Origin of the sequence: Moheibacter stercoris, assembly GCF_040545805.1 — a bacterium.
In the GTDB taxonomy this organism is placed as follows: Bacteria; Bacteroidota; Bacteroidia; order Flavobacteriales; family Weeksellaceae; genus Moheibacter; species Moheibacter stercoris.
The window spans coordinates 215,222-236,456 of the sequence record NZ_JBEPMO010000003.1; the positions used below are offsets into that span (position 1 = coordinate 215,222).

The 21,235-nt window shown below is 36.9% G+C and carries 21 protein-coding genes; 10 read left to right on the forward strand and 11 right to left on the reverse strand.

Annotation, left to right across the window (positions count from 1 at the left end; all coding sequences use genetic code 11):
* Positions 1–57: 57 nt before the first annotated feature.
* From ABID46_RS04345 to ABID46_RS04360, 4 genes are all read right to left on the reverse strand, one after another.
* Positions 58–1,248, reverse strand: coding sequence for a restriction endonuclease subunit S (locus ABID46_RS04345; protein ID WP_354507437.1), 1,191 nt, complete (start codon positions 1,246–1,248; stop codon positions 58–60).
* Entirely contained in the window at positions 1,242–3,677 is a 2,436-nt protein-coding gene (locus ABID46_RS04350; RefSeq protein ID WP_354507438.1) for a type I restriction-modification system subunit M, read from the reverse strand. Before ABID46_RS04350 ends, ABID46_RS04345 begins: the two co-directional genes overlap by 7 nt.
* A gap of 121 nt (positions 3,678–3,798) precedes the next feature.
* On the reverse strand, positions 3,799–4,026 hold the full coding sequence (locus ABID46_RS04355; protein WP_354507440.1) for a hypothetical protein: 228 nt from the start codon (positions 4,024–4,026) through the stop codon (positions 3,799–3,801).
* A gap of 25 nt (positions 4,027–4,051) precedes the next feature.
* Positions 4,052–4,510, reverse strand: a complete 459-nt coding sequence (locus ABID46_RS04360) for a 5' nucleotidase, NT5C type (protein ID WP_354507442.1) — start codon at positions 4,508–4,510, stop codon at positions 4,052–4,054.
* 183 nt (positions 4,511–4,693) lie between these two features.
* Between ABID46_RS04360 and ABID46_RS04365 the strand changes: the two genes are divergently transcribed.
* A complete protein-coding gene (locus ABID46_RS04365) occupies positions 4,694–6,349 on the forward strand; it encodes an ATP-binding protein (RefSeq protein ID WP_354507444.1) in 1,656 nt (551 codons plus the stop codon).
* 50 nt (positions 6,350–6,399) lie between these two features.
* On the opposite strand, the gene ABID46_RS04370 is transcribed toward ABID46_RS04365, so the two are convergent.
* Entirely contained in the window at positions 6,400–7,272 is an 873-nt protein-coding gene (locus tag ABID46_RS04370) for a T9SS type A sorting domain-containing protein (RefSeq protein ID WP_354507446.1), read from the reverse strand.
* A gap of 286 nt (positions 7,273–7,558) precedes the next feature.
* On the opposite strand from ABID46_RS04370, the gene ABID46_RS04375 reads away from it, so the two are divergent.
* Positions 7,559–7,984, forward strand: coding sequence for a protease inhibitor I42 family protein (locus ABID46_RS04375; protein ID WP_354507448.1), 426 nt, complete (start codon positions 7,559–7,561; stop codon positions 7,982–7,984).
* Between the two features lie 7 nt (positions 7,985–7,991).
* Here the strand turns inward: ABID46_RS04375 and ABID46_RS04380 are convergent, their stop codons facing one another.
* Complete coding sequence (locus ABID46_RS04380) at positions 7,992–8,651, reverse strand: DUF2461 domain-containing protein (RefSeq protein ID WP_354507449.1); 660 nt, start codon at positions 8,649–8,651, stop codon at positions 7,992–7,994.
* Positions 8,652–8,723: 72 nt separating this feature from the next.
* Positions 8,724–9,230, reverse strand: a complete 507-nt coding sequence (locus ABID46_RS04385) for a pyridoxamine 5'-phosphate oxidase family protein (RefSeq protein WP_354507451.1) — start codon at positions 9,228–9,230, stop codon at positions 8,724–8,726.
* 147 nt (positions 9,231–9,377) lie between these two features.
* Here ABID46_RS04385 and ABID46_RS04390 point away from each other — a divergent pair, with 147 nt between their 5' ends.
* Both ABID46_RS04390 and ABID46_RS04395 read left to right on the forward strand, forming a co-directional pair.
* Positions 9,378–10,280 carry a helix-turn-helix transcriptional regulator gene (locus ABID46_RS04390; RefSeq protein ID WP_354507453.1) on the forward strand — a complete coding sequence of 301 codons (903 nt, stop codon included), beginning with the start codon at positions 9,378–9,380 and terminating at the stop codon, positions 10,278–10,280.
* Positions 10,281–10,371: 91 nt separating this feature from the next.
* On the forward strand, positions 10,372–10,695 hold the full coding sequence (locus ABID46_RS04395) for a GNAT family N-acetyltransferase (RefSeq protein ID WP_354507455.1): 324 nt from the start codon (positions 10,372–10,374) through the stop codon (positions 10,693–10,695).
* A gap of 162 nt (positions 10,696–10,857) precedes the next feature.
* Here the strand turns inward: ABID46_RS04395 and ABID46_RS04400 are convergent, their stop codons facing one another.
* From ABID46_RS04400 to ABID46_RS04410, 3 genes are all read right to left on the reverse strand, one after another.
* Positions 10,858–11,040 carry a T9SS type A sorting domain-containing protein gene (locus ABID46_RS04400; RefSeq protein WP_494337846.1) on the reverse strand — a complete coding sequence of 61 codons (183 nt, stop codon included), beginning with the start codon at positions 11,038–11,040 and terminating at the stop codon, positions 10,858–10,860.
* Between the two features lie 34 nt (positions 11,041–11,074).
* Entirely contained in the window at positions 11,075–11,215 is a 141-nt protein-coding gene (locus tag ABID46_RS04405; RefSeq protein ID WP_354507457.1) for a hypothetical protein, read from the reverse strand.
* A 194-nt stretch (positions 11,216–11,409) separates the two neighbouring features.
* The gene (locus ABID46_RS04410; RefSeq protein ID WP_354507459.1) at positions 11,410–13,086 is read right to left on the reverse strand and encodes an AAA family ATPase; all 1,677 of its coding nucleotides are present in this window, start codon (positions 13,084–13,086) and stop codon (positions 11,410–11,412) included.
* Positions 13,087–13,836: 750 nt separating this feature from the next.
* Between ABID46_RS04410 and ABID46_RS04415 the strand changes: the two genes are divergently transcribed.
* The 6 genes from ABID46_RS04415 to ABID46_RS04440 all read left to right on the forward strand — a co-directional run bounded on the left by ABID46_RS04415 (position 13,837) and on the right by ABID46_RS04440 (position 19,637).
* The gene (locus ABID46_RS04415) at positions 13,837–14,319 is read left to right on the forward strand and encodes an acyl-CoA carboxylase biotin carboxyl carrier protein subunit (RefSeq protein WP_354507461.1); all 483 of its coding nucleotides are present in this window, start codon (positions 13,837–13,839) and stop codon (positions 14,317–14,319) included.
* A 61-nt stretch (positions 14,320–14,380) separates the two neighbouring features.
* Positions 14,381–15,823 carry an acetyl-CoA carboxylase biotin carboxylase subunit gene (gene accC / locus ABID46_RS04420; protein WP_354507463.1) on the forward strand — a complete coding sequence of 481 codons (1,443 nt, stop codon included), beginning with the start codon at positions 14,381–14,383 and terminating at the stop codon, positions 15,821–15,823.
* Positions 15,824–15,832: 9 nt separating this feature from the next.
* The gene (locus ABID46_RS04425) at positions 15,833–16,903 is read left to right on the forward strand and encodes a PDDEXK nuclease domain-containing protein (RefSeq protein ID WP_354507466.1); all 1,071 of its coding nucleotides are present in this window, start codon (positions 15,833–15,835) and stop codon (positions 16,901–16,903) included.
* A gap of 35 nt (positions 16,904–16,938) precedes the next feature.
* Positions 16,939–18,480 carry an acyl-CoA carboxylase subunit beta gene (locus ABID46_RS04430; protein ID WP_354507468.1) on the forward strand — a complete coding sequence of 514 codons (1,542 nt, stop codon included), beginning with the start codon at positions 16,939–16,941 and terminating at the stop codon, positions 18,478–18,480.
* Positions 18,481–18,512: 32 nt separating this feature from the next.
* Positions 18,513–19,061, forward strand: coding sequence for a hypothetical protein (locus tag ABID46_RS04435; RefSeq protein ID WP_354507470.1), 549 nt, complete (start codon positions 18,513–18,515; stop codon positions 19,059–19,061).
* Positions 19,062–19,199: 138 nt separating this feature from the next.
* Complete coding sequence (locus ABID46_RS04440; RefSeq protein ID WP_354507472.1) at positions 19,200–19,637, forward strand: hypothetical protein; 438 nt, start codon at positions 19,200–19,202, stop codon at positions 19,635–19,637.
* Between the two features lie 81 nt (positions 19,638–19,718).
* On the opposite strand, the gene ABID46_RS04445 is transcribed toward ABID46_RS04440, so the two are convergent.
* The gene (locus ABID46_RS04445) at positions 19,719–20,687 is read right to left on the reverse strand and encodes a succinylglutamate desuccinylase/aspartoacylase family protein (protein WP_354507474.1); all 969 of its coding nucleotides are present in this window, start codon (positions 20,685–20,687) and stop codon (positions 19,719–19,721) included.
* Positions 20,688–21,235 lie beyond the last annotated feature (548 nt).

Here is a 21,235-nt window from a genome sequence, read left to right on the forward strand (position 1 = left end):
TTTTAGTTGAGAATTTCTTACGGCCGGTAACACCGTGAGGCTAATATTTTTATTTGGTTAAACTAAACGAATTCTACCCGTCAGCAACTCCTGCATCATGCCTTGTTTGATGTGGCGGGCTTTGCCCAACTGCTGCTCCAAGCCCTCGATCTCGGTATCCATATCCGATAAAATCGTAGCAATACGCTCCTGCTCGGAAAGGGATTTAGGCATAGCTATTTTTAATTTATTAAGATGTGCTGGTCCAAAATTAGGTTGAGCTCCACCTGTAATTAATAAATCTATCTGATCTTTAAATAAATTAGATTTAAGAAAAACTAACATATACAAATATGTAATTCCGTTTAAGGGTTTAAATCTGATTACACTTGTATTCATCAATAATGGTAAATCTTGACTTCTTACAATTGCTACTTTACCATAACTATTCCCAGAACTTGCAACAACAACATCTCCCTCATCGATAAGAAAATGTTTGTACATTCTTTCATATTCTTCAATAGAAATATGACGAGAAGTCTTTGATAAATTTAGATAACCATTCTCTAAATTAGTTACATTAATAACTTTAATACCAGATTTCGTAAATTGCCAATTTCTTAGACCTGGCCCTTCCTGAAACCATACAACCTTATTAAAATCAACTTCTTCCCACCCATCTTTCGGAGTCAGCAAAGTTTGCATGGCGCCTTGTTTGATAAGGCGTTTTTTGGCGATGAGTTGCTCTAATTTTTCGATCCACGCGTCGGCATCACTCAAAGCATTCGCAATGGCTTCTTGCTCGGCTAAGGGTGGACAAATAAACTTGGTACTTTTTAAAATATTATTATATAATCTCTGGATTGTACCACCTTCTGTATTATATTTAATTTCTTCTAAAATATATTTAAGTAAGGCATTAGAAACTATTTCCTCCTTATTTGCAATCCAAACTATATTAGAATCTTGAAAATAACTTTCTTCGCCATTGTATACAACGGTTCTTCCAATAGTACCTGCGGCTGAAATTAAAATTTCACCAACTTTTGGATAAGAAAATCTATTTTTAAAATCTTCAAAATGAATTCTTGATATATATGCATCAGGTTCTTTTCCAAATGTTCCAATTTTATAAAACGGAATTTCTCCAATTTCAGATGTTTGGTTCTGAAATACTCGTTTACACATTTTAACCTCTCCTAATTCCCCCAATTCCTTCACCTCCCAATCCTCAGGGATTAAACCAATTTCTGTTTGTTTCATTACCATGATAAGCCCATTTGTTTCAGGTGAGACAATACTTTCCCTTCGACTTCGCTCAGGGAGCGTTGGATTTCTGATAAGGTTACGTCGTAGCGTTCTGCTAAGGCTTTGATGCGGCCCGTTAGGTTTTGGCTGATTTTTTCTTGCTCTTGTGTTAAAGCTTGTGCCAACGCGCCTTGCCATTTGCGGTGAATTACCAATTGTTTAACATCAGCTTCGCTAAGCGTTGGGTATTTGGCTAATACTTTTGCTTCTAGCTCTGTATTCAGCTTTTTAATCTCGGCATTGGCTTTTTTAATGGCATCCGCCTGAGCAATGTATTCTTTTAAAATGCTCATTTCAGCTCCGCTCCAAGTACGTGTTTTATCTTTTATTAGCTTACCTACTTCAGTTGCATTTACTTTTTCCAAATCGGCAAATAAACCTTCTTCGCTGCTTTGTTCTTCTTCCATTTCGGTTAAACGTGCTTGTGCCGTTTCTACCACATTTTCTTGTTCGGCAATCGCTTGTTGTTCCGCTTCAAAATAGGTTGCAATCAACAAATCAGGTGAGATCATACGTCCTGCAATACCTGCCAGACCTGCAATTTCTTTGTCGGCTTTGGTTTTCCCGTTTTTATCGGTCTTGCCTTTAATCACCAAACGCTCGTATTCGGCACCGGCTTTCCATCCGTCCATCGCTACGGTGTACACATCGTCTTGCATCGTTTCGTTCCAATACTGCATCAAATGTTGGTACAAATCGTAGGTATCAATCAAACGGGTATCGGTCATGGTCGCAAACAAAGCGGCGGTACTTTCGGCAATCACTTCCTTCGGATGCGCACCTTCACTTAGGTTTTCCCATTGTGCTTTTTGCTGGTTCAACCATTGTTCGTAAGCTGTTTGTACGGTTTGGTTGTACGCCACAAATTCGGGATGCGTAAAAATGGTTTGTTTCAATTCGTTTGGTTGCACTTTTAGTTCCACAAATCCCGGACGTAAAGGTGCAAACAAATCGTTTTTCAAACCTGGAAACACTTGCCAATAGGCGTCTAAAACATTTATATCGGCTTCGGGAATACCACCCAACAAGTGGGCTTCTATGTTTTGTATATCTTCGGCTTCCTGCGTATCGATATAACGCGGAATGTTTAAGTTGTAATCGTTCTTGGCATCGGCAATTTCCGTCATCGACACCATACGACTGTATTTCGGCACTTCCAATTGCGCAGCAAACACATCCGTTATTTTACGAATATCCTGCTCACGCAAACGGTTCTTGTTGCCATCTTTCACAAAGCCTTTGCTCGCATCGATCATAAAAATCCCTTTGCGGTGGGCGGCATGTTCCTTGTCCAACACAATAATACAAGCCGGAATACCCGTACCGTAAAACAAGTTGGCAGGCAAACCAATAATCCCTTTGATGTAGCCTTTTTTCAAGATGTTTTTACGGATTTCGCCCTCGGCATTTCCACGGAACAACACCCCATGTGGCAATACCACTGCGGCTTTACCCGTAGATTTCATCGATTTGAGGATGTGCAACAAAAAGGCATAATCCCCATTTTTCTCTGGCGGAACACCTAGTTCAAAACGCCCAAATTCATCGCTATCTACATTCACCCCATTGCTCCAGTTTTTTAACGAAAAGGGCGGATTGGCTACCACGTAATCAAAACGCTTTAAGCTACCGTCAGCTTCCTTGTAAGCCGGACGCGTTAAAGTATTGTCTGGCACAATTTCGGCTGTTGGGCTATTGTGCAGAATCATGTTCATTTTCGCCAAGTTGGCGGTTGTCGTTTCTTTTTCTTGTCCGTAAAGGGTAATGTTTTTCCCCGATTCGTTGGCTACTTTCAGTAGCAAAGAACCGGAACCACAGGTCGGGTCATAAGCCGTGGTTTGATTCGACGAATTCGCTGGAGAAATACCAATTACCTTAGCCAATACACGGGAAACCTCGGCAGGTGTGTAGAACTGACCTTTCGATTTACCCGATTCTGTCGCAAAGTGACGCATTAAGAATTCGTAGGCATCGCCCAAGATATCATCGCCTTCGGCAGAGTTTTTGGCAAAATCCAAACTCGGATCGTTGAAAATGCGTACCAAGTTCGAGACCGTATCCACCAAATCCTTTCCTTTTCCTAATTTGTTTTCGTCGTTAAAATCAGGGAAATCGGTTAGCTTATTGGCTTCCTTAATCGGGTTTAAGATTTGCTTATTGATTTTGTCGCCAATTTCTGGATTTCCAATCAAAGCCACCATATCGTCAAAGGTCGCCCCTTCAGGAACTGTAATCGCCCCAAAGGGATCGTCTTTGTATTTGTCGGAAATGTACTTTACGAACAACATCGTTAGTACATAATCTTTGTATTGTGAGGCATCCATGCCTCCACGTAATTCGTCACAAGATGCCCACAATGAGCTATATAATTCGGATTTTTTGATGGCCATTTTAAATTTAGAATGTATTGAAATCTTTGATTAGTTAAAAAATTATAAATTTTCTAAACCTAGTACATTATACAGAAAATTACAAGTTTTTTTCCTCCCTCCACTCCGCCCAGATTTCGACCTATTCGTCAAAACAGCCATCGAGATGATCGGTGAGTTCAAAATAAAATTTGATGGGCGAATTGGGAAAAGATTGCAATTCCTTTTCTTCAGTAAACGGATTTTCAATCCATTGACAGAGATCGTCCATTTCGAAAACAAGGTTTCCTCCTTTGGGTAAATATTCTTTGCGAATGCCTTTCAAACGCGAAAAGTCCACCGCGATGCTTCCTGAATAATTGATCATCATAAATTGATTTTGGTTGTAAATTAAATTAACGAGGAATCAATTCCTCTAACACAGATTCCCAAGACGGATAAGCTTCTGAAAAGATGTGAATATGCTTTCCGGTGAATTCCGAAGCTCCATTTTTGGTACGATCGTCAATCAAATAATCGCCTTTCAGCAGATGTTTGTGATGAGTCAAAATGAGCTTTTTGAACATAGTCGGCAAATGCTTTTCTACCCAAATTCGCTTCTGGGACCAAGAATGAATGTTCGCCCAAGGCGCAGTCGATAAAATATAGACGTCATAATGCTTTTCCAATTCTGCCACTGCCTCTAATGAATGAGCAACGGGTTTCGCATTGAGGAAGATGGTTTCTGAATGGTCAATCCAATCCGTCGGCTCCTTTAACTCCAAGCTAACTTGAGGCAATTCCTGGTACAATTCACCAATCAAATCCACAATCACACCGTCTAAATCGATGTAGATAATTTTCTTTTGTTTCATAGTAAGTATTTAAATTAATATTCGAGAAGTATTGAAATCCTTAGTATTCATTCAACTAAGAATTCTTATACAAAGGTACATTCCAAACCGACAAAATATGTCGTTGATAATTAATTCCAATCTATTTTTCAAAACGTCACATCTTGTCGTTATAAATTTCAAACTTTGCACAAAATCCTCACTATGAATAAACTTACCACTCCCAACAACATCGAAATCATTGAAACGATCTACAAACATTCGAAAGATTCTTTGCTTCGCGAACCCTTTTTTGAAGTCGTTGAAAACGAAGTTAAGCATTTGTCAACGCTTTGCCAATTGACGCCTTTACAAACTGTTTTATTTGCCAATGCAATCATTCTGGGTTACGACTCATCTAAAATCCAATCCATCATTACCCATTTGGGTTTTGAATCCTACAAAATACTTTCCTATAAGGATGAATTCAAAGTTTTGTTTGAACGAGAATTTCTACGAGGTGAAAGAAGCCGCGGAGAAATCAATCCCAATCATTACAAAGTATCGGAATATGTCATTCAAAAAATTTCCAATAACCAGCCATTTGAAATCAAAGAAAAAGAAGAAATGGGATTTTTTGACAAATTAAAGGAATTCAATGAGGTAATTGAAGAAGTTTCCAATGATTCGCTTCCGCTCGAATTGTTATTGGACAAAATCGATTTATTGAGAAGCGAATTCAATAACGTTTCCATTTTTCAGGAAATCAACATTTCCAAATTCAGCAATTTTGATTTGTTTTTCTTTCTAAAAACCTTGTGGGATGCGATTGAAGCGGGTGATAATGATTACAACACCAATGTGCACGAAACCACCAAAACCTTTTATAAATCGACCAACGATCAATACCGAAACATTCGATTCATTCTGAATGGAAATAGCAAATTGATTGCTTATAATTATGTAGCGCTATCCAAACACAATTTTCGCAATATTGTGTATGCAGGTTTGAGTGATGCAGTTGAAAAATTGGTTCATAAATACGAAGGAGTTCAATTGGGAAAAATGGAAGACCCGAACGAGGAATTAATTCAACACAAAAAATTAGCCCAAAAAGAACTTTTTTACAATCCAGAAGAAGCCGTCGAAGTATTCAAATTACAAGAAATTGTAATGGAGAAATCCTTTCAAAAATTGCAAAAAAACTTTGAGAAAAAAGGTTTAAAACCCGCAGTATCTGTTTTGTTTTATGGTGATCCGGGCACAGGAAAAACCGAAACAGCCTATCAGATTGCCAAAGCTACCGGACGAAATATTATGAAAGTAGATATTTCCTCTACGCGTTCTATGTGGTACGGAGAAAGTCAGAAGTTGATGAAAAAGATTTTCACCGATTATGAAGCTATACGAAAAGAAGAAAAGAAATGTCCGATTTTGTTGTTCAATGAAGCCGATGCCATCATAGGAAAACGTCGGGAAGCAGGCAGTTCTAGCCTCTCAGAAACGGAAAACGCCATTCAAAATATCTTGTTAGAAGAACTGGAAAATTTCCACGGGATCCTCTTTGCTACCACCAATCTTCAAGAAAATTTAGATGCGGCATTTGAAAGGCGTTTTCTTTTTAAAATCCAACTCAAAAAACCCGAATCCTTGGCTGCTTCGCTCATTTGGCAAAGTAAAATTCCAAGTTTATCGGAAAAGGAAGCCCAAAAACTCGCCGAGGTTTTCCGCTTTTCGGGTGGAGAAATGGACAATATTGCCCGCAAAATTTTAATGGACGAATTGCTTTTTGCGCAAAAACCTGAATTTACCAAGATTTGGAGTTATTGCGAATCGGAACATTGGGACAAAAACAAAGAATTGCAGAAAATTGGGTTTTAATGCGATTTGTGCAAAAAAAAATCTCGAAATAAATTCGAGATTTTTTTTGATTATTTCTTTAAGAACTTAGTCGAAACCTTTTTGCCGTTGAGTTCGTACCAAAGCAAATAAGTACCTTTTGCAAGTGATCTGACATCTATTTTAGACGAATACGATTTGGCTAACAAACGTCCATTCAAATCTAAAATTTGAATATTTTCTATCTTTTGAATTGATTGAATGGTGATGAAATCAGTAGCAGGATTAGGGAAAACTTGAACATCTACTTTGTCCAATTCCTGTGTATTAAGAATAGGTAAATAGGTTATTTCGATGTTGTCCACATAAAATCCAAAACCTAAATCCAACATATAATTATCCAATTGATTGATCTCAAAATTTTCTGGTGCATCAAATTCGTCCAGCATTTCGTCTTCCAAATACAATTGAATTTTCCCAGCTTCCGCGTCAATTTTAAACTCAATTGAATACCATTGATTAGCTTCATAAGTCAAATCTTCAATTTGGGTCAACATTCCGCCCATTCCTGTCCAAATGGTTCCATCCATACCAAAATTGATGGACAAATTCGTATCAAGTTCAACATCTAACAAATCAAACAAAATTTCCGAACCTAGTTCTTCATAAATTCGTACATTCATTTTGACACTTCCATTTTGTAGCGGCGCAATTTCTTTGGAAAATCCTTTGAATTCAACGTCTTCATTTCCTATTAATAAAGCTAGTTGTTCACCATCTGAAGCCAATTCATCAACCACTTCCGTATGATCGGTTGAAGGGCCATAAACTACCCATTCATTTTGATTATTTAATGAACCAATGGTATACCCTTCTGAGGATTCAAATGATATTTTTACAGTTTCTTGTGCATTGCCTAGAAAGAAGGTAAAACTTAAAATTAGAGGAAATAAAATCATTTTCATATACATACAATTTTGGCCGAATTTAATAAGCTTTCCTTCATTTTTTGTTAAAATCACAGCTTCTTTCACGCCTAATTTAATAGATACAATAAACGATGAGAAAAATGAATCAAATATCTACTTAGTTAAAAATTAAATATTCAATTTAAACGTCTAAAAATTTATTTCAGACATTTTGGATTATTTTTTAAATTTTCAGGAAATAATTCGCTTGAACATATCAAAAACCAAAAGTAAAATCATTGATTAACATTTATTTTTCCGATATTACCTAAAATTTAGTTCAATGAAAACAACGGGATGGATTTTTTTGGTAAGCCTATTTATTTGGAATTGTCAAACGAAATCAGAAGAAGTTCAAAGCGAAGACAAACATGAATTAGCTTCTATTGAAAATTATGTGGATTTATACAAGGCAGATTCCACCACAATCAAACTTTTTGTAGGTGAAAAAATTGGTTTCCACGTAGATGAAAATGCCTCCACAGGATATACTTGGAAAACAGAACTATCCGATTCTTGTGCGATCGAAATTGTAAAAGAAAGTTATCTACCACAAGAAAATATTGAAAATTTAGTGGGTGCGGGTTCCACCAAAACCTACGAAATCCAAGGGAAAAGTCCAGGTAAATGTACCGTTGTTTTCTTAAAAAATCGCGATTGGGAAGAAGAACGCGGACAAGAAGTGGTGATTAACTTTGAAGTAAGATAAACTTATATTAATACAAACTCACTCCATTTTCATCAGTTGTCAAAACCTCGGTCATATAGTTAAAAAAAGGCTGTAAAGTTTGATAATCTTGCAGGACTTTTTGCACGAAACCTTTTCGTACAACATCTTTGTCCGAATAGCGTTTGGTCAGCAAAAATTGTTTGTACTTCAACAAATTTCCACGCGGATGTTCCTTATCGAAATCTTTTGGAACACGTTTGAGTTTATCACCTTTTAATTTTCGAAAGGACTTTTTCAAAGCGGGATCAGCTAGAATTTCCTCCAAATCATCTTCCATATCAATTGCTTTTCTGATTCGAAGTAAATCTTCTTTATCGGGTCCCCAAAAACCACCGCCGACCATACTTTGTCCAGGTTTAATTTGGACATAAAAACTTCCACGATTTTCGGGTTGTTTCCGTTTAAACAATACACTGAAATGACCTGAATAAGGCGTTTTGTCTTTGGAAAAACGAACGTCGCGATAGATGCGATAGAATTTCGGATCGTGAAATTCATCCAATTCTTTCAAACCCAATTCAATTTCTCGGAACAACGAATGCGCTTCTGCTTTCGCAGCTTCAAATCGGTCTTTGTTTTCTTGGAACCAAGGTCGATTGTTGTTGTTTCCCAAATCCTTTAAATACTCAATCACTTCTGCGTCCATATAACTCCAAAATTAAAGCTGCAAAATACGAAATTCCACAGCTATAAATGATTCATTTCACTATCAATTCAGTTAAACATTCAATTCGCCTTCGCGACCAATGTCAAGCTTTTGCCCCGTTACGGCTGACGATAAAACTTTAAACATGGTAACCAATTTATTGGTTTTATTGTCCCAATAATGCGCTTCAGATGGAACGACTTTCAGCACGCGAATGCGCGGATCTTCCTTTCCTTTCTCAAACCAAACTTCAATCATTTTGTTCCAATATTTCTCAATTCGAGCTTGATCTTGTGAAATTTCTGCTTGGCCATTTAGACTCAAAAAATTGAAATTCGAGGTATCGGAAAACAGAATACTTACGTTCTTATTTTTCTCCAAATTTTGGTAGGTTTCACTTTCAGACGACAACAAATACCATATATTTCCTTGTTCATCTACTTCTTGTCGACTCATCGGAACGGCATAAATGAATTCACTTCCTTCTTGGTAAGTGCCCATCATTCCCATATCGATTTTATCGACCATATCTTTTAATTTTTCTACAGCCTCTTGGCCCATTAAATTTTCTGTACTCATAATCTAAGTTGTTAGATGTTTAATAATGTATTCAATGTAAGACGATTAAAGCAGAAGTCTTCCCAAAAAACTCCTAAATTTTTTATAAAGAATTTATTGCGACACAAATTGTCGCTTTTTTGTTTTACATTCGAGAAAAATTCCACTATGTCCAAACAAGAATCACTCGCTCGTCATAGCATCATCATCAAAACCTTACGCAAACGACCGCATAGTTTTGAGGAAATTCTCGAAAAGTTAGAAGAAGAATCGGAATTGCACGATATGAATTTTGAGATTTCGAAGCGAACTTTCCAGCGTGATGTAAAGGAAATCGAAACCTTGTATAAGATTTACATCAAGTACAATCGCGGACAAAAAGCTTACTACATTTCAGAAGATCATCAAGATGATTATAGTGAACGTATGTTTGAAGCTTTGGACATTTTTCAGGTCCTGAATTTGAATCAATCTTTGGCGCAATACATTCAATTCGACACGCGAAAACCGATGGGAACGGAACATTTGAGCGGATTTGTCTATGCGATTCAAAATCGTTTTCAAGTTCAATTTCGTTACCAAAAATTTTACGAAAAGGAAGCAGAGATTCGTACCGTCGAGCCTTACTTATTAAAAGAATACCGCAAAAGATGGTATGTTTTTGCTTATGATTTGGACAAAAAAGAATTTCGAACCTTTGGTTTAGATCGATTGTATGCACTGAACATTACCCAAACGAAATTTCAACAACCGCAAAAAATCGATCCGAATGATTATTTTGGAAATAGTTTTGGAATCATCGGACCAGGAGATAAAAAGGTTGAAAACATCAAATTGGTGTTCACCAATAACCAAGGAAATTATGTGCGCACGATGCCTTTGCACAAATCTCAAATCATCACCTACGATCAAAACGGAGAAATGCACGTGGAATTGAAACTGATTCCCACCTATGATTTTCTGATGGAAATTTTATTTCACGGCGAATATGTAAAAGTCATCGAACCGCAATCTTTGGTCAATAATTTAAAAGATAAATTAAAACGGATGTCAGCGATTTACATTCAATAAGTTGTTTTCCATTCGATTTTTATTATTCAAAATCAGATTTTGGCAAAGTTTTAGCCGTAATTTTTTCGATATAAATTGAAAAAACTATAATATGAAACCAGAATTTGAATATTTAGAAGTAATTAAAAATGAAAAAGAAAGCCGTTTTGAAATGAAAGTAGATGGACATTTGGCTTTCATAGATTATAAAGAAAATCCAGGAGTTATTCTTCTCACGCATACAGAAAGTCCGCTTGAATTGGAAGGTCGAGGCGTGGCAAAAGTATTGGTAGAAAAAACCTTGAGATACCTAGAAGAAAACAATTATGTTTTGGAGCCGCTTTGTCCGTATGTTTTCACTTATATTAAAAAGAATCCAGAATGGAAACGAATTTTAAGTGATGAATTCCAAGAGAAAATCAATACAGACAGTTAATATTGTCATTTACAGATTTGTTCGAAATCTTATAGTTTAAAAGATGAATTGAAAGAGATGACCGAAACCTATCAAGACTAAACGGATTTCATTCATTTACCAAAAAAAAGAAGCCAAAATTGACTCCTTCTTTGAATTAGATTTAAAATTAAACTCAGGTTTTTATTTCTTTACAATCTTGATGGATTTTTGATTTCCTTTTTCGTCCAAAATTTGAAGAACATAGGTTCCGTTGGGTTGGTTGGAAATATCTATTTTTTGAAGCATTCCAACTTTTGAAGTAACCATTTGTCCTGCTAAATTGAAAACGTTTACTTGTTGAATTTGCTGATTGAAATGGATCATTCCATTGATGGTAACTGAATTTTGATTGGAAATTTCACTGAAAACCTTCTCCTAAAACGGTAACAGAAGTCCCGATGGTTCCAGAAGTCGGATAAAAAGAAGAGATCGATTGAGCGTTCAAAAAGTTTGTGCTCATCAGTAGACCTAAGGCAATTAAAAGTAATCTTGTTTTCATAATTATAATTTTAGTTGGATTTCGGTTTAAATACTTATCCGATGAAGAATTCAATCAGAACTACTTCATTACCCAACAAAATTATAGGGAAACAACAAGCTGTGAATCAGTCGATTCATAGAAATAGAAATTTCGAGGAATTCCCTGAGAAATGGAAACTCACCGAAATTTATCTAACATATTTTTTTAGAAATTTAAATTCGATTTCTAAAAATCAAACCTTGTTTGATATCGTCGTAACTGACTTTTTTGTCCAAAGCATTGAACAATTGCGACAAACCAATTTGCGGATTCTTTTTCAATTCCTTTTTGATCAATTTGAAAATCTCGTCTTTGGGTTTGTACATCTCCAAATCGATTTCCAAATCGGTTTCCGCAATCCGAATCAAATGACTTAAAATCGTACCTTTACCCAACCCACGTTTTTCCACAATATCGTCCAAACTCATTTTGATTTCGACTAACTTTTTCGTGGTCTGATAGGTTGATTCCTTTTCGGCTTTTCCTTTTTGGGCCAATTTTTCTTTGGTTTTCGCAATTTCGCGTTTGTCCATCGTTCCACCCGAATATTTGATAAATCCCGCAAATTCCTGCTCCAAACTCTTTTCCGAATAGGCTTTGTCCCATTCGTCCGAAAGTTCACGGAATCGTTTGTCGGCTTTCATTGCCAATTCATCGACTTCCAAAGCCGTTTGATTCAATCCACGCAATTTCAAACCTTGCAAATCACGCAATCGCGACAAAGCCACATAGCCTTGCCCCTTTTCAAACGCACGCCCTAGATCAATCATCGCTTTATCCAAAGTCATACCTTGACTTTTATGCACTGTAATCGCCCAAGCCAGTCGCAAGGGAACTTGCACAAAGGAAGCCAAGGCTTTTCCTGTTTCATCTTCAATCGCCCAAGTTTCTGGTTTTGCTTCAATCAATTCATTGTCAAACGTCTTCACGAACGGATTTCCCTTATCATTAAATCCCGAAACTCGCCCCATTGTTCCGTTCACATAACCCATTTCGTAGTTATTTTTCACAAACATCACTTGAGCGCCCGTTTTCAATTCCAATTTCTCCAATGCTAAAACCGAACGCGAAAGCATTTCAATCAAAATCTCATTTCCTTTCACAACGGCCGGAAAAACTTTGGTCGCGCTCCCGATTTGCTCCAAATACATCTGATTAATTCGGTCCACATCAGCATTGTGGGTAAACAATTTCGTTTCCGTTTCGCCTTCATCCGGATGAAATTCAATCCGAGATTCCAACAAATCAATCGAACGTTGACTCACTTCTCCATTTCGGATTTCATTCAAAATATCGTTCAAATCATTCTCCGACTGACGGTGTTGTTCGGTCAAATAACAAATCGCAGGTTCCGCTTCCAGCCAAGCATCCGACATAAAAGCAAATTTTTGACGAGAAGTTTCTTCCTCATTTCCAATCGGTGGCAACTGGAAAAAATCACCCGAAAAAACTACTTGAATTCCCCCAAACGCCAACTCATTTCCTTTGAAAAATTTCAACACACGATTCACCAAATCAAGCTGATTTCGGTGCAACATCGAGATCTCATCAATCACCAAAACCTTCACGGCATCCATTTTATCACGGAAATATTTCTTCTCCTTCATATTGGACAATTGGCGCAGCGTCACCTCATCTTTGATCCCAATTCCCGACCAAGAATGAATCGTTTGTCCGTTCATATGCGTCGCTGCAATTCCCGTCGAAGCCGTTACTGCAACCGCAACTCGATGTTCTTTCAGGTATTGTATGTATTGATTGAGCACATAAGTTTTCCCCGCACCCGCAGATCCAGTCAAAAACACATTTCGACCCGATTTTAAGATGGCAAGAGCTTTGGATTGATTCATTCTAAGGTTTTATTTTTCAGAAGCTATTCCGGCTGTACGCTCCTATCTTTTCTGGTTTTCTTGTTTTTTGTACCGTACAAAAAGGAGTTAAAACCACTCTTTTGGTCCGACAAAAAATCGCGCCTCCCAGAAAAGGATATCCGCTGCCATCCGGGCTAAAAATTCGTTTCCAAAATTACAAAATTTATATCCGCTAGGCGAATTTCGAAGTTTGAATATCGCTTTGGGCATTGCAAAAACTTTGTCAAAGTTCTTTTCAAACTCATTATACTTTGACAAAGTTCAAAATTTCAAATCAGGAAATTAAATACAAAAATTGTTTCAGAAAACCTTGTCAAGGATCTATTCATTCAACAAAGACCTTGACAAGGTTAGAAAATTTTAATCACGAAGCGTACCTACGGCACGCAGAAAACCTCAAACCTAGAAATCTACCCACGAATTGTCCCTTCAGGACAACGATTAAATTTTATTATAACATACTATCTTAAATCCGAAGGATTCTTAATTCTTCTTAATCAAAAAAATCATACTTAATGTTTAAAATCAAGTTGCGTACCTACGGCACGGAGGATTTCGTCCAATTCAATTGCTACAAACATTTCGTTCCTACGGAACTTAGAATTAAACATGAAACTTCAAACCTTAAACGCATAACTCAAAACTTTTGACAAATCTCCTCAGAATTCCTTTGTTAAAAACTATTGAAATACGTACTTTTAGCGCTTTATATCGCACAAATTTAGAAGTATGAAGAATTATAAGGTTACAGTGAAAGGACAAAGTACTTTCGACCTTACCGAAGAGCAAATTGCGGCAATGGATAGCATCCAACTTCAAGAGAATCAAGCCCATATTTTACAAGATTCCCAAGCGTACACAACCGAAATTCTCGAAAATAATTTTTTGAATAAATCCTATACGGTAAAAGTCAACAATTCCGAATACGAAGTGGAAATTGCGACCGAATTAGACGGTTTGATCAAAGAATTAGGATTTGAAGTCGGAGCTTCCAAACAAGTCAACGCCATCAAAGCGCCAATGCCAGGATTGATTTTGAGCATTCACGTAGAAGTAGGACAAGAAGTGCAAGAAAACGATAGCCTTTTGATTTTGGAAGCAATGAAAATGGAAAACAATTTCAATTCGCCAAGAGCCGGAAAAATCAAATCCATTTTAGTGGAAAAAGGTCAAGCCGTTGACAAAGGACAATTATTAATCGAATTTGAATAAGATTTCGACTCCGCTCAATCTGACGGAACAGAAATAATTCAATCTTTATAGTTAGAATACAATGAAAAAAATATTAGTTGCCAATCGTGGAGAAATCGCACTTCGTGTGATGAAAACAGCCAAGAAAATGGGCATCAAAACCGTTGCGGTTTATTCGACTGCAGACCGCGAAGCACCTCACGTTAAATTTGCGGACGAAGCCGTTTTAATTGGTGAAGCGCCATCCAACCAATCTTATTTGTTGGGAGACAAAATCATTGAAGTTGCCAAAAAATTGGGCGTTGATGGAATTCACCCAGGTTACGGTTTCCTCTCTGAAAATGCAGAATTCGCAGAGAAGGCAGAAAAAAATGGCATCGCATTCATCGGACCTCGTTCCAAAGCCATTCACATTATGGGAAGTAAGTTAGCTGCCAAAGAAGCGGTCAAAGCTTATAACATTCCAATGGTTCCCGGATTGGATGAAGCCATTACCGATGTTCAAAAAGCCAAAGAAGTCGCCAAAGAAATTGGTTTTCCGATTTTAATCAAAGCTTCTGCTGGTGGTGGAGGAAAAGGAATGCGTGTTGTAGAAAACGAAGCCGAATTCGAATCTCAAATGGAACGTGCGATTTCCGAAGCGCAATCAGCTTTTGGAGACGGTTCGGTTTTTATTGAAAAATACGTAGGATCACCTCGTCATATTGAAATCCAAGTAATGGCTGACACACACGGAAACATTGTTCATTTGTTTGAGCGCGAATGTTCCATTCAACGTCGTCACCAAAAAGTAATCGAAGAAGCTCCTTCTGCTGTTTTGACGCCAGAAATTCGTCAAGCAATGGGTGAAGCAGCTGTGAAAGTGGCGGAATCTTGTGACTATGTCGGAGCTGGAACGGTTGAATTCTTATTGGACGAAAACAAAAATTTCTACTTCTTGGAAATGAATACGCGTTTGCAAGTGGAACATCCGGTGACGGAAATGATTACAGGAATGGATTTGGTGGAATTGCAAATTCGTGTGGCAAGAGGCGAAGTTCTTCCGATCAAACAAGAAGATTTGAAAATTCAAGGTCACGCAATGGAATTACGTGTCTATGCGGAAGACCCATTGGATAATTTTATGCCAAGTGTCGGAAATTTGGAGGTTTATCAATTACCAGAAGGAGAAGGAATTCGTGTTGACAATGGAATCGATGAAGGAATGGATGTTCCGATTTATTACGATCCGATGTTAGCGAAATTGATTACCTACGGAAAAACACGCGAAGAAGCGATTCATCTTATGTTGAAGGCAATCGCAGACTATAAAATCAAAGGAATTAAAACGACTTTGCCTTTTGGGAAATTCGTATTTGAACACGAAGCGTTCTTAACTGGAAATTTCGACACCAATTTTGTGAAGAAATATTACAATCCGGAAGTGATCAAAGAACAATCTGCGAAAGAAGCAGAAATCGCCGCAATGGTCGCATTGAAACAATATTTGGAAGATAAAAAAATCGTTAGGTTACCTAATTCGTAGATTCTTTCAATGGCAAACAATCTTTCCAATACAAAATACATTTCGCAAATTGTAGAATTATTAGAATCTGCAAGAAGAAATGTCGTGCAAACCATCAATCATACGATGGTTGCTACGTATTTTGAAATTGGGAGAATTATTGTCGAAGAAGAACAAAATGGAAAGGACAGAGCCAAATATGGGAAAAGCATTTTACGAGAGCTTTCAAAAGTATTAACAAAAGAATTTGGGAAAGGTTTTTCGATTACCAATATCCAGCAAATGAGGAGTTTTTATCTTTCCTATCAAAAACAACAGACACTGTCTGTTAAATCTAAAAGCAAAAACTCCTCAACACTGTCGAGGATTTCTGAAAATGAAAAGCAGCAGCTCCAGAGCCCTAAATTCAATTTAAGTTGGTCTCATTATATTAAGTTAATGCGGATTGAAAATGAAGAGGAGCGAAAGTTCTACGAAATCGAATCCGCTAAAAACAATTGGAGTGTACGCGAATTGGAACGTCAATACAATTCTGCATTATATACGAGATTAACTTTAAGTAGAGATAAGGACAAAGTCAAAGAACTTTCAGAAAAAGGATTGATCATCGAAAAACCAAAAGATTCCATAAAAGATCCATATATTTTAGAATTCATTGGATTGCCTGAGAAATCAAGTTATTCAGAAAATGATTTAGAAAATGAAATCATCGATAAATTAGAAGAATTTCTTCTGGAATTGGGAAATGGTTTCACATTCGTCGCAAGACAAAAACGAATTTCTTTTGAGGATAAACATTTTTGGATAGATTTAGTTTTTTACAATCGAATTTTAAAATCATTCGTCCTAATTGATTTGAAAATTGGTGAATTAAAACACCAAGACATCGGACAAATGCAGATGTATGTCAATTATTATGACCGAGAAATGCGATTGGAAGATGAAAACCAAACCATTGGAATCATCCTTTGTCAGAATAAAAGTGAAGCAGTAGTTCGATACACTCTTCCTGAGAATAATGAGCAAATTTTTGCAAGTAGATACAAAACCGTTCTTCCAAGTAAAGAAGAATTAGAATCAATAATCAATGAAACAACTTAATTCATAAGTTTTTAATAGTTTAGAATAATTTAAAAATGAACGATAAAATACAATCTTTAATCGATAAAAAAGCGCAAGCACTTTTAGGAGGAGGCGAAAAGAGAATTGCGGCGCAACACGCGAAAAAGAAATTAACCGCAAGAGAACGCATCGACTTTTTATTGGACGAAGGTTCTTTTGAAGAAATCGGAATGTTGGTAGAACACCGCACAACCGATTTCGGAATGGACAAAGAAAAATATCCAGGAGACGGCGTGGTAACCGGATACGGAACCATCAACGGACGTTTGGTCTATGTGTTTGCACAAGATTTCACCGTATTTGGTGGATCTTTATCTGAAACGCACGCTGAGAAAATCTGCAAAGTGATGGATATGGCCTTGAAAGTCGGTGCACCAATGATCGGATTGAACGATTCAGGTGGAGCGAGAATTCAGGAAGGCGTTCGCTCGTTGGGCGGTTATGCTGATATTTTCTACAAAAACGTTCAATCTTCGGGAGTGATTCCGCAGATTTCAGCCATTATGGGCCCTTGTGCCGGTGGAGCGGTTTATTCGCCAGCGATGACCGATTTCACGATGATGGTAGAAAATACGTCCTATATGTTTGTAACAGGTCCAAACGTTGTAAAAACGGTGACCAACGAAACTGTTACTGCAGAGGAATTGGGTGGAGCATCTACACATTCGACCAAATCGGGGGTTGCACATACGACTTCTGCCAACGATGTAGAATGTTTGGAAGATGTGAAAAAATTATTGAGCTATTTGCCTCAAAACAATATGGAATTGCCAGCGCTTTATCCGTACGAATTGGGTGAAGAATTGCGTCCAAATTTGGATACAATTGTTCCAGAAACTTCGACCAAACCTTACGATATGAAAGACGTGATCAATGAAATCATTGACGAGGATTCATTCTTTGAAATTCACAAAGATTTCGCAGAAAATATCGTAGTTGGATTTGCGCGTTTGGGCGGAAGAAGCATCGGAATCGTAGCCAACAACCCAATGTTCTTAGCCGGATGTTTGGATGTAAATAGTTCGACCAAAGCAGCGCGTTTCACACGTTTTTGTGATGCCTTCAACATTCCGTTATTGGTATTGGAAGACGTTCCAGGATTCTTACCAGGAACCGATCAAGAATGGAATGGAATCATCGTTCACGGAGCTAAATTATTGTATGCGTTGAGTGAAGCAACGGTTCCAAAAGTAACAGTGATTACCCGTAAAGCTTACGGTGGAGCTTATGATGTAATGAATTCGAAGCACATCGGAGCCGATATGAATTTTGCTTGGCCAACGGCCGAAATTGCGGTAATGGGTGCAAAAGGAGCTTCCGAAATTATTTTCAAAAAGGAAATTGCAGAAGCCAACGACCAGGAAGCGAAATTAGCAGAGAAAGAAAAAGAATATGCGGAATTATTTGCAACGCCATATGAAGCTGCAAAACGCGGATTCATCGACGAAGTAATTCTTCCTCATAACACTAGAAGAAAGTTGATCAAAGCTTTTGCGATGTTGGAAAACAAAGTGGTGGATACTCCAAAACGCAAACACGGAAATATTCCATTGTAAAAGAATTAAAATTCGACCAAATACAATCCGCATTGAAGAAATTTGATGCGGATTTTTTTATCTTTAATTCTATGAAAGCCAAGTTAATATTTCCACTTCTTTTCTTTACCATCATTGTTAATGGACAAACAAAGGGCGAAATTGATTCTTTGTTGACTAAAATTTCAAATTCAAACAATTCTAAAGATCTGATTAATCTTGAAGAAACAATGCAACTAATAAATTTTGGCGAAGGTTCTATTCCTCTTCTAATAGAATTCTACAATGATACTACTACAGCCAATGTTTATTCAGATTGCCTAAATTCGAAATTAAATAAGGGTGAAATTGCCTTAATTATAACAGATCATTTAATTCCTTTACCTTATTTTCTACTAACAGGAATACAAAATTGCACGTTGAGTTTTTGTGAAAACAATCCTAATTTAATTGAGTTTTATATAAATTCTATTAGAATAAAACCTAGAGAATTTATATTCCGATTTAATTTATGGTATAGTTTAAAAGACCAAAAAAATTCGGACAGAAAATTTCGAAACGAAATTGAAAAATGTCAAAAATCAAAGAAACCTTGCTTCTAATTTAATGAAACATATTTCCTTAAATTATTTATGAACCACAAGGATTAAAAAGTCTAATAAAAGTTCACACGTAAGAAATCTATCTGCGTTTTGTGTTTAATTCAAATTTTTTATTTTCGTGTAAACAAAAAACTTACAATGAAAAAATTTATTCTACTTACGCTTCTTATACTTCCTTTCACACTTTTCTCTCAAGAAATTATTTCGCAGGAACTTTTCAAAGGAAAAATTGGGAAAGATTTGAATATTGAATTCTATCTCCAAATTGAGGAAAATGGTTGCCCCAACATTTATGCGCAAGCAATGTATAAGTATGAAAACAACAAAGACAACAATTGGTTGTTGTTAAATACTGTGATGAATTACGAGAAAGGAACTTATACGTTTGTTGAAGTTTTCAATACAGGAGTTCTATTACTACAAAAAAAAGGAGATCAACTTAATGGAATCTGGATTTCTCCAGATGGCAAAAAACAATTCCCTGTGCAATTAAACAAAGTGCAAATTAATTCACAAAAAATTGAAAAATTGGTCGATCAATTGGACAAAGAATTATACGAAGCAAATGATTGTTAAAATTTAAATTTTAACATAACGCAAAATCAAAACTCGAAATTCGCAATTCGTATATCGTACCTCGTAATTCTGATATTAAACTTATTCTTTCAATCTCGTCGAAATATTGAAAATCGCATCGCCTTGATACACAATCGGACCTTGGTTTTCATTGATGATATATCCGGAATTGGGCGCTAAAACTGGCGTTTCCACAAATCCATAGGGATCGGTAATCCAAGCAATGGTTTCACCTTCTTCTACATATTTTCCATAAGGAACAATGCTTCGAAATAAGCCCGACAAATCGGCTCTGATCCAATACGAACTTTCAATGCAAATCATTGGTTTTACTACTTGTGGAACTTCAAATTTCTCTTTCAACATTCCCAAATGATGCAAAAAACGTTTCGTTCCTGCGATGGCTTCTTCCACTACGTGTGAATTGATATCCAAGGATTTTCCACCCTCAAAAAGCAAATATTTCACGCCCGCTAGGTCACAAGCCTCACGAAAAGATCCGCCGAGATTGTCGGAATACATCAGAAAAGGCGCTTGAAAGGCATCGGCCATTTCTTTTAATTCGGGTTTTCCTTCTTGTACTCGAACGTGTGGCACATTGAAACGCGCTCGACCGCCGGCGTGAAAATCGATCACATAATCCACCAAAGGTACAATATGTTCCATCAGATTGTACGCAAATTGACTCGCCAAAGAACCGTTGGCACTTCCAGGGAAAACTCGATTCAAATCACGTCCATCGGGAAATTCGCGTGTTTGACCTACAAATCCGAAAATATTGATAAGCGGCATACAAATGATCGTCCCGATTTGTGGTCGGTTTATTTTCTCCACAATCATTTGACGGACGATTTCAATACCGTTTAACTCATCACCGTGCAATCCTGCACTTAGCAAAACAACTGGACCTTTGCGTGTGGAATACGATACAATGATGGGAATTTTCAATTCGGTCATTGTATGCAATTGGGCGATTTTTAGGTTAACGGTTTTGGTTTCGCCTGGATGAATTTCTTTGTTGAGTAAAACGAAATTTTCGGTTTGCGTCATTTAAATTGGAAATTTATTTGCTAAAATAGGAAATTTTTTAGCGCGGTACTTTTAGGTGAATTCGTAATATAAGAAATGAAATCATTATATCTGTGAAATCTAATAATTCCGCAAAGTTTCGCGAAAAAGCAAAGTTTCGCAAAGTTTTAAGCAGAATTAATTTGGCTCCCTTTAGGGTTGGGGCAAGCAAATTAATTCATCCAAAATAATCATTGTAAACATTGTGAAAAACCTTTTGACTTTGTGGTATAAATCTAACCGCAGAGAATTAAGAGAATTTCGCAGAGAACGCAAAAATTCATAAATTTCATCAGAAAGTGGACCGAAGAAATATTTCGCAAAAGAGCAAAATTTCGCAAAGCTTTAAGCAGAATTAATTTGGCTCCTTTTAGGATTGGGGCAAACAAATTAATTCATCCAAAATAATCATTGTGAACCTTGTGAAAAACCTTGTGACTTTGTGGTATAAATCTAACCGCAGAGAATTAAGAGAATTTCGCAGAGAACGCAAAAATTCATAAATTTCATCAGAAAGTGGACCGAAGAAA

Bases quoted from the DNA above. Each gene is read 5' to 3' on its own strand.
- ABID46_RS04345 (WP_354507437.1), bottom strand. From the start codon at position 1,248: ATGGTAATGAAACAAACAGAAATTGGTTTAATCCCTGAGGATTGGGAG.
- ABID46_RS04350 (WP_354507438.1), bottom strand. From the start codon at position 3,677: ATGGCCATCAAAAAATCCGAATTATATAGCTCATTGTGGGCATCTTGT.
- ABID46_RS04355 (WP_354507440.1), bottom strand. From the start codon at position 4,026: ATGATGATCAATTATTCAGGAAGCATCGCGGTGGACTTTTCGCGTTTG.
- ABID46_RS04360 (WP_354507442.1), bottom strand. From the start codon at position 4,510: ATGAAACAAAAGAAAATTATCTACATCGATTTAGACGGTGTGATTGTG.
- ABID46_RS04365 (WP_354507444.1), top strand. From the start codon at position 4,694: ATGAATAAACTTACCACTCCCAACAACATCGAAATCATTGAAACGATC.
- ABID46_RS04370 (WP_354507446.1), bottom strand. From the start codon at position 7,272: ATGAAAATGATTTTATTTCCTCTAATTTTAAGTTTTACCTTCTTTCTA.
- ABID46_RS04375 (WP_354507448.1), top strand. From the start codon at position 7,559: ATGAAAACAACGGGATGGATTTTTTTGGTAAGCCTATTTATTTGGAAT.
- ABID46_RS04380 (WP_354507449.1), bottom strand. From the start codon at position 8,651: ATGGACGCAGAAGTGATTGAGTATTTAAAGGATTTGGGAAACAACAAC.
- ABID46_RS04385 (WP_354507451.1), bottom strand. From the start codon at position 9,230: ATGAGTACAGAAAATTTAATGGGCCAAGAGGCTGTAGAAAAATTAAAA.
- ABID46_RS04390 (WP_354507453.1), top strand. From the start codon at position 9,378: ATGTCCAAACAAGAATCACTCGCTCGTCATAGCATCATCATCAAAACC.
- ABID46_RS04395 (WP_354507455.1), top strand. From the start codon at position 10,372: ATGAAACCAGAATTTGAATATTTAGAAGTAATTAAAAATGAAAAAGAA.
- ABID46_RS04400 (WP_494337846.1), bottom strand. From the start codon at position 11,040: ATGATCCATTTCAATCAGCAAATTCAACAAGTAAACGTTTTCAATTTA.
- ABID46_RS04405 (WP_354507457.1), bottom strand. From the start codon at position 11,215: ATGAAAACAAGATTACTTTTAATTGCCTTAGGTCTACTGATGAGCACA.
- ABID46_RS04410 (WP_354507459.1), bottom strand. From the start codon at position 13,086: ATGAATCAATCCAAAGCTCTTGCCATCTTAAAATCGGGTCGAAATGTG.
- ABID46_RS04415 (WP_354507461.1), top strand. From the start codon at position 13,837: ATGAAGAATTATAAGGTTACAGTGAAAGGACAAAGTACTTTCGACCTT.
- accC (WP_354507463.1), top strand. From the start codon at position 14,381: ATGAAAAAAATATTAGTTGCCAATCGTGGAGAAATCGCACTTCGTGTG.
- ABID46_RS04425 (WP_354507466.1), top strand. From the start codon at position 15,833: ATGGCAAACAATCTTTCCAATACAAAATACATTTCGCAAATTGTAGAA.
- ABID46_RS04430 (WP_354507468.1), top strand. From the start codon at position 16,939: ATGAACGATAAAATACAATCTTTAATCGATAAAAAAGCGCAAGCACTT.
- ABID46_RS04440 (WP_354507472.1), top strand. From the start codon at position 19,200: ATGAAAAAATTTATTCTACTTACGCTTCTTATACTTCCTTTCACACTT.
- ABID46_RS04445 (WP_354507474.1), bottom strand. From the start codon at position 20,687: ATGACGCAAACCGAAAATTTCGTTTTACTCAACAAAGAAATTCATCCA.